An 8,386-nucleotide genomic window follows, 5' to 3' on the forward strand; every position below is an offset into this window, starting at 1 on the left:
GATTACATAATTTATTATTTCCATATACTAAATCTAGGATACTGTGAAAAATTAGTATATTTGTATAATAGATTTTTGTAAAAAATTAAAATATAATTAAAGTATAATAAAATGAAAGGATGAAAAATATATGATACAAAATGTAAAAAGATTTTTAGTAGTGTTTTTGGTATTTATATTTTTAACAGGTTGCAATAGTTATACTGAGGTAACAAATGAAAAAACTAATTTAGAAGATGGACAAGCCATCGAAACAGAAAACAACCATGAAAAAGATAATGATTTAAAAAATCATGATAAAGTAGAAAATGAACAAAGTAAAGAACAGAATAAAGAAAAAGAAGAAAAGGATTTAAAAAGTACTATAGATTTATCTGTAAAACCAAATGAAGCAGGAAAAATAATGATATTGATGTATCATAACATAGGAAGTAAGGAGTCAGATTGGGTTAGGACTCCAGAAAATTTTAGAAAGGATTTAAAAACTCTTTACGAAAAAGGATATAGAGCTATTAGTTTAAAAGATTTTGTGAATAACAATATAGATGTTGAGGCTGGTTGTACACCTGTTGTAATCACATTTGATGATGGAAATAGAAATAATTTTAATATCATAAGTAAGGATGGAGAAAAGACAATTGACCCTAATTGTGCAGTTGGAATTATGGAGCAGTTTAATAAACAATATCCTGATTTTTCAGCTACAGCTACTTTTTTTCTAAATGGTACAAACCCATTTAGACAGTCTAAGTTATTAGAATATAAACTTAATTATTTAATAGATAACGGATTTCATATAGGGAATCATACATATGGACATGAAAATCTTACTAAATTAGGTCCTACTGAAATCCAAGAAGCTATTGGTAAAAATGCAATTTACTTGGAAAATATAGTAAAGGATTATAAAATAAATACTTTAGCATTGCCCTATGGAAGTAGGCCAAGAAAAGAATATTATAAGTATTTAGAAAAAGGTCAATATAAAGGAAAAAGATATGAAAATATTGCTATATTAAATGTTGGTAGCAATCCGGCATATTCGCCTATAGATAAAAGATTTAATCCGGCGTCATTACCTAGGGTTAGAGCTAGCGAAATGAATGTTCAAGGATTAGGATTATATGATTGGTTAGAGTATTTTGATAACAATCCTGAGGAAAGGTTTATAAGTGATGGAAATGCTAATATAATTACTGTTCCAAAAAAATTTGAAGATAGAATAGATAATGAAAAAGTAGATGAAAAAGAATTGTATATATATTAACAGGTTAATAAAAAGCAGCTTGGCTGCTTTTTATTCTTTTACTATAAACTTTGAAATTTTAACTATTAAAGATGAAAAAGGTAATAAAATAATAGTAGTTACAGTGTTAAAAATAGTGTGTGCATTAGCTATTTGCTTAGCTGCATCTGCAGGAGATAATTTATATACGATATAAAAAAGATAATCTGTAAAATAAAAGAAAATTACTACTCCTAAAAGATTAAATATAAGGTGTATTATAGCAGTTTGTTTTCCAATACGATTTGTAGCTAGACTACCAACTAAAGTTGTAGTACAAGTACCAATATTTTGACCAAGCATTATATTAATAGCAGTTGGTACAGGTAAAATAGCTTTAGAAGCCATTAATTGTAGAATGGCAACTCCTGTACTGCTACTCTGAATTATAGAAGTGGTAACAACACCTGTTAATACTCCTAATAATTTATTTTTGTTAATTTTATTAATAAGTAATAAAAATGTATCTACTGACTTTAAAGGTGACATTGAATAAGATAGAATTTCAATTCCACAAAAAATTAAGCCTAATCCCATTAACACTTTACCTAAAACTTTGGAGGTTTTTCTAGGAGATATAAACAGTAGAAATCCAATTATTAATAAATAGGGGACCATACTATCGTTTTTGTATGAAATAAGTTGTCCAGTAATAGTAGTTCCAATATTTGCTCCCATTATAATAGGAGCTGCATTATATATATTAATTAGTTTACCATGTACTAAAGATATTATTATAATAGTAGTTGCACTACTACTTTGAAGAAGACTAGTTATAATTATACCTATGATAACTGCAAATGCTCTATTAGATGTTATCTTGTTTATGTGTTGTCTTAGTTTGTTAGAGGCTATATTTTTAAAACTTGAAGACATTATATAGACTCCAATAAGAAAAAGAGATATTCCAAAAGCAAACATTACAGTAGTTAATAAATAGGAGTTAATTGAGAGTTTTGACAAAATATTTCCTCCTAACGACGATATTTTGTTATATAATACCTATTTGATTACTAAAATTTAAGGATTATTAATATATATGTATTATTAAAAAAATTATTTAGGAGGGAATATCTTGAAAATATATTTTTTTAGTAGGGACATAATATTAAAAGTTTTAATAGTAGCTATTTTAGTAACTGTTTCTATAGTTTACACAAACTTTGAAGAGTATGAAATTGCACAGGTTTTTTCAAGGGATAAAAGTTTACCGATATATTATGTAGATACAGAAGAAAAAAGGATAGCTATAAGTTTTGATGCTGCGTGGGGAGCAGACAAAACAGATGATATATTAGATATTTTAGATAAGTATGATATTAAGACTACTTTCTTTTTAGTTGGATTTTGGGTTGACAGATACCCGGACATGGTGAAGGAAATAAAAAAACGTGGTCATGAAATAGGGAATCATTCTTCAAATCATCCACATATGACAAAGTTAAGTAAAGAACAAATTGTAGAAGAGCTAAAGGAAACTGAAAATAAAATAAAAGAATTGACAGGACAACGAACAGTTTTATTCAGACCACCCTTTGGCGATTATAATGATAGAGTTATAAACGCATGCAAAGAAGCAGGTTATTATGTTATACAGTGGGATGTAGATTCTTTAGATTGGAAAGAGTTAGGTGTTGAACCTGTAGTTGATAGAGTTACTAAAAATGTTAAAAACGGGTCGATAGTACTTTTCCATAATAATGCCAAATATGTAGCAGAATATTTACCTCTTGTATTAGAAAAACTCAAAGCAGAGGGATATGAAATAGTTCCAATATCAGAATTAATTTATAAAGATAACTATTATATAGACCATACAGGAAAACAAATAAAGAAGAAGGTAAACTAAGGGAGTCTAAAAGACTCTCTTTTAATTTGCATAAGAAATTTAAGAACAACAAAGGTTTACATAATATAATCGAGAAAAGTAAAGAAAAATTAAAATAATGCTTTAAAATTAAGCTAGAAAAATTAGTTTACATAATATATAATAAAATAGCATATTTTTTAATTTCATTGGGGGTAGATAATTGTGAGAATAAACTCGAGGCTATTAGTAGTAATAGTACTTGTTTGCACCATGATATTTCTACCAGTTTTTGCAAATAAAGTTTATGCATCAGGTTATTTTTATACAGTTAAAAAAGGTGATTCATTATGGGGAATAGCTCAAAGAAATGGTACAACTGTTTACAGAATAAAAAAAGAAAATAATTATTGGAGTAATATAATATATCCAGGTCAGAAATTATATATAAGTGGAAGAAAGAGATATAGCAACTATGAAAAATATCTTCTTGCTAAAACAATACATGCAGAAGCAAGAGGAGAACCTTTTAAAGGACAAGTTGCTGTTGGTGCGGTTATTTTGAATAGAGTTAATAGTGAAAAGTTTCCAAATACCGTACATGGTGTAGTATATCAGCCTTATGCATTTACAGCTGTGCATGATGGTCAAATTAAATTAGAACCTAATAATACATCTTACAGGGCTGCTGAATTAGCTATTAAAGGTTGGGACCCAAGTGAAGGAGCATTGTTTTACTTTAATCCTAGAACATCAACTTCGGCCTGGATTTGGACAAGACCACAGATTAAACAGATAGGAAATCATATATTTGCAAAATAAGACCAGATTGATTCTGGTCTTATTTTTATGACCTACCTAAATGTGATGATGCATCTTCTTGAGCATTTCTTTTTTGTTTGGATGTTTTTTCATCTATTAAGTCTAATTTCATTTCTAAACCAAGCTCTTCTTTGAAATCTTGTAATGCTCTTCTTGCATTTGTTGAGATTTTATTTTTCATAAATATCACCCCAAACATATTGTTTACTAAAAATATTTAGTTTATAATGGTAATAAATAACAAGTCTTTATATAAAAACTTATTATACATAAAAAAAAGGTATAACACAAAACATAAAAATATATTAGGGATGCGGAGGAGAAAAAATCTATGAAAATTGATGGTATAGAGATTTTGGGGATTACTTGTAATTCGAAAAAAGTAAGAGAAGGTTATGTATTCGTAGCAATTGAAGGAGAAAATAAGGATGGAAATGATTATATAGATGAAGCTATTGATAGAGGAGCAGTCTTGATATATACAGAAAAGGATGTTAAAAATAAAAAAGTGCCAGTAAAAAAAGTTGAGCATGCAAGGAAAAAGTTATCTGAACTTTTAAATGAGTTTTACGATTTTCCATCAGAAAAGATGAGGTTAATAGGGGTTACTGGAACCAATGGAAAAACCACAACAACTCATTTAATCTATAAAATTTTTAAAAAAGCAGGCTATAAGACAGGATTAATAGGTACGATAGGAACTAAAATTGATGAAGAATACATTCCGCCAACTCTAACTACGCCAGAACCAGAGGTTTTATTTGATATTCTTAACAACATGTTGGAACAAGGAATAGAGGTTGTAGTAATGGAAGTGTCCTCCCATGGTTTGAAGTTTTGTAGAACATCTGGATTAAAATTTGATATAGCAGTTCATACAAATATAGAAAAGGACCATATGAATTTACACCATACATTTGATGACTATATTAAAACAAAGAAAAAGTTATTTGATAATTTAGAAAATAATAAAATAGCAGTTTTAAACGTAGATGATGAATATGCTGTTAAATTAGTACAGGATAATACTAGACCTTTGATATTAACTTATGGGTTAAATAATAAAGCTACAGTTACAGCATCTAGTTTAGAGATTGGTAATACAATTAGTTTTACAGTGTGCCTGCAAAGAGGTCTAACAACAATTAGAAGTAATACAGTTGAGCCATTAGAATTTAAAGCAATACTACATTTATTAGGTAAACATAATATATATAATGCTCTAGCAGCTATATCAGTTGCTTTAATCTTTGAAATAGATATAGATGTAATTATTCAGGCATTAAAGGAATTTAAAGGAGTTCATAGAAGGTTAGAAAAAATATATGAAGGAAAATACTTAGTAATAGATGATTTTTGTCATAATCCGTCTAGTTATGAGGCAGTTTTCGAATCTATTCAAGGTATGGAATATAATAAGTTAATTTTAGTAAATGCCATAAGAGGAAATAGAGGGACTGAAATAAATAAAGACAATGCTAAAGTATTAAGTACGTGGTTTTCAATACTAGGGGTTAATAAACTAATATTGACTTTAAGTAATGATGTTGTAAAAGATAAAGATGAAGTAAAAGAAGATGAGTTTTTAGCTTACCGTGATGAGTTGAAAAACAATAATATTGAATTTCAAGTGTATAATACTTTAAAAGAAGCAATTAAAGCTGCATTAAATATAGTGAGAGAAAATGATATTATTATGTTGCTTGGAGCTCAAGGTATGGATCAAGGAAGAGAGATTTTATACAACGAAATAGTACAATAAATAAAAAAGCTAGAATTGCTAGCTTTTTTATTTTTTTGGTAAAAAATATTGAAAATTTTGTTTAATATGGCAGGAATTTTTTTGTTCATGTCAAATATTTAAATAGACTAAAGATAAAACCATAGTCACTTTTCACTGTAAAAAAATATAAAAATATTGGTACAAAATCATCATAATATTACTTGTACATGAATATGTATAATTGTAGATTGGTTAAAAAGAACATAAGAATAGGAAGGGGAGTGTGGGGACATTATGGTTGATAAAGTAATTCAAACTAATAGTGTAACTATTGTTGGAAAGGTAGTCGATGAACTGGAGTTTAGCCATGAAATGTATGGTGAAGGCTTTTATAACTTTTGCATTGAAGTTCCAAGATTAAGTGAGCATTCTGATGTACTTCCAGTTACTATTTCTGAGAGATTATTAGTCAATATGGATGTGAAGCCAGGTATGGATTTAGTAATTGAAGGACAATTGAGGTCGTACAACAGATACGTCAATGGGAGTAACAAACTAGTTTTAACTGTGTTTGCAAGGGATGCTTATGTGCCACCAAGTGAAGAAGAATTGGAACAGTTATATAAAAAGCCTAATGAAATATTTTTAGATGGTTATATATGTAAAAATCCAGTTTATAGAACGACTCCTTTTGGAAGAGAAATTACAGATTTATTAATTGCAGTGAATAGGCCTTATAACAAATCAGATTATATTCCTTGTATTGCTTGGGGAAGAAATGCAAGATTTTGTGAAAAATTAAAAGTTGGTGACCATATAAAACTATGGGGAAGAATACAAAGTAGAGAGTATCAAAAGAAATTAGATAATGGAGAAGTTGAAAATAGAGTAGCATATGAAGTATCTATATCAAAATTAGAGTATATAGAAAATGATAATAACAGACTTGAAAAAGATGAGAATGAGTAAAGTTTTACTAGACCACCTTATGGTGGTCTTAATTTTTGGTATAATAAATATAACAATCATTAAATATGAATAAATAATTATAAAACAGCATTTAATTAAAAAGAATTAAGGAGACTTAAGTTTATATGTATTTATAGGAGGGATTTGATGGATTATAAAATTATAGGAGTAGTTGCATTTTTCATAATTTTAGTAAGCATTCAATATACTATGAATAAAATACTAGTTGAATTAAGAGAAATAAAGAAAATTTTGATGAATATAGAAATCAAAGATTTACTTAAGTAGGTGAAAAATATGGACTTATTTTATGATGCCGTAGGCCAAATATTAGATTTATTTAAGTATAAGTATGATAAAAAAATTATACAAAGTGGAATTATGGATGCATACATAGTATTAATTTGGAAAAACCATGAATTATCACATCGTTATCTTAAAGAACTATATAATAATGATATTAACACAAAAGATTTTCAGAAAATTATATATATATTACAAAGTAAGTTATCTAAAAAATATTTTGATGATTTATATTATATACCTACGGCATATGAGTTCATTATTTCTAATGATATTAATAAAGAAAAATATAGTATATATTATACTCCGAAATGGATAGTTAAATATATGGTTGCTAATAGTGTGAATGCTTATATAAAAACAAAGAAGGATTTAAGTTCATTAAAGATATTAGAGCCATCATGTGGTTGTGGGACATTTCTACTATATGTTTTTGATGTATTATATGAATGGTATATTCAAAATACTAAATTAACTAAAGAGCATATAGTAAAAGAAATAATGGAGAAAATATTGTATGCTACTGATATAGACGAAGTAGCTGTTAAGTATTGTAAATATATGTTAATGATAAAAATAATGGAATTATTAAATAAAGAACGTTTTGATATAAACTTAAATATATATAGTTATGACTATCTAAAGGAGAATAATATAGATAAGATTAAATTTGATGTAATAATAGGAAATCCTCCATATCTAGAAAACAGGAAGATTAATAAGTATTATGATAAAGAATATCTTAAATCGAAATATACAACAGCATCAGGACGATTTGATATTTATAGTTTATTTATTGAGAAAGCTTTAAATATGATGAAATATGAAGGTAAATTATCTTTTATAGTACCGGGGAGCTTATTGACTAATAACAATTTCATATTAATTAGAAAAATATTATTGGATAAAACGGAAATAATTGAAATAATTAAATTAGGAGATAAGATATTCAATAACGTGGGTATGGATATGATTATTATAACAGTGGATAAAAAGAAGAGTATTAATACTAATCATGAGATACAATGTAAAGAACTGCATTATAATCATGAAAAAGATTTATACAAAAAGGAGTACAGATATATACCACAAAAGTATTATTATAATTTATTAAATTATGTTTTTGATATAGGTTCTACAAATATTACATTTAAAATGAGGGAAAAAGTTTATAAGTCAACCCAGCTTTACTTAAACGATAGATGTGAAGTCATAGCAGGAATTGCAACAGGTAATATAAGAAATAAGCTATTAACAAGAAATGAAAATGATATGAATACAAAAAAAGTTTTAGAAGGAAAAAATGTATTTAGTTATTATTATCAATGGGGTGGATTATATATAAAGGATGATAAATCACTTATTAACAGGGATAAAGGTGAATATGCTACTTTTATGAGAAAAGAGTTTATCTATAACGAAAAAATATTGATAAGGCAAACAGCGGATAGATTTATATGTGCTTATGATGATGAAA

At 27.2% G+C, this 8,386-nt stretch carries 9 protein-coding genes; 7 read left to right on the forward strand and 2 right to left on the reverse strand.

All coding sequences use genetic code 11. The features are described 5' to 3' along the window. Positions 1-130 precede the first annotated feature (130 nt). Positions 131-1,267, forward strand: coding sequence for a polysaccharide deacetylase family protein (locus L21TH_RS12465; protein ID WP_006317070.1), 1,137 nt, complete (start codon positions 131-133; stop codon positions 1,265-1,267). Positions 1,268-1,297: 30 nt separating this feature from the next. On the opposite strand, the gene L21TH_RS12470 is transcribed toward L21TH_RS12465, so the two are convergent. After that, positions 1,298-2,206, reverse strand: coding sequence for a Na/Pi cotransporter family protein (locus L21TH_RS12470; RefSeq protein ID WP_034430174.1), 909 nt, complete (start codon positions 2,204-2,206; stop codon positions 1,298-1,300). Positions 2,207-2,360: 154 nt separating this feature from the next. Here L21TH_RS12470 and pdaB point away from each other — a divergent pair, with 154 nt between their 5' ends. Both pdaB and L21TH_RS15175 read left to right on the forward strand, forming a co-directional pair. Continuing rightward, complete coding sequence (gene pdaB, locus L21TH_RS12475) at positions 2,361-3,134, forward strand: polysaccharide deacetylase family sporulation protein PdaB (RefSeq protein ID WP_006317072.1); 774 nt, start codon at positions 2,361-2,363, stop codon at positions 3,132-3,134. A gap of 183 nt (positions 3,135-3,317) precedes the next feature. After that, entirely contained in the window at positions 3,318-3,914 is a 597-nt protein-coding gene (locus L21TH_RS15175; protein WP_006317073.1) for a cell wall hydrolase, read from the forward strand. 25 nt (positions 3,915-3,939) lie between these two features. Here L21TH_RS15175 and L21TH_RS14385 read toward each other — a convergent pair whose 3' ends face one another. Continuing rightward, positions 3,940-4,095: a hypothetical protein gene (locus L21TH_RS14385; protein WP_006317074.1), complete on the reverse strand. Its 156-nt coding sequence runs from the start codon at positions 4,093-4,095 to the stop codon at positions 3,940-3,942. Positions 4,096-4,245: 150 nt separating this feature from the next. Between L21TH_RS14385 and L21TH_RS12485 the strand changes: the two genes are divergently transcribed. From L21TH_RS12485 to L21TH_RS12495, 4 genes are all read left to right on the forward strand, one after another. Next, positions 4,246-5,676, forward strand: a complete 1,431-nt coding sequence (locus L21TH_RS12485; protein ID WP_006317075.1) for a Mur ligase family protein — start codon at positions 4,246-4,248, stop codon at positions 5,674-5,676. A 255-nt stretch (positions 5,677-5,931) separates the two neighbouring features. Beyond that, positions 5,932-6,606 (forward strand): single-stranded DNA-binding protein, encoded by a 675-nt coding sequence (locus tag L21TH_RS12490; RefSeq protein WP_006317076.1) that lies wholly within the window; start codon positions 5,932-5,934, stop codon positions 6,604-6,606. Positions 6,607-6,753: 147 nt separating this feature from the next. Then, positions 6,754-6,894, forward strand: coding sequence for a hypothetical protein (locus tag L21TH_RS14720; protein ID WP_006317077.1), 141 nt, complete (start codon positions 6,754-6,756; stop codon positions 6,892-6,894). Positions 6,895-6,903: 9 nt separating this feature from the next. After that, positions 6,904-8,386: HsdM family class I SAM-dependent methyltransferase (locus L21TH_RS12495; protein WP_034430152.1), on the forward strand; the 1,483-nt coding region annotated here is incomplete at its 3' end.

The organism is Caldisalinibacter kiritimatiensis (assembly GCF_000387765.1).
GTDB lineage: Bacteria > Bacillota > Clostridia > Tissierellales > Caldisalinibacteraceae > Caldisalinibacter > Caldisalinibacter kiritimatiensis.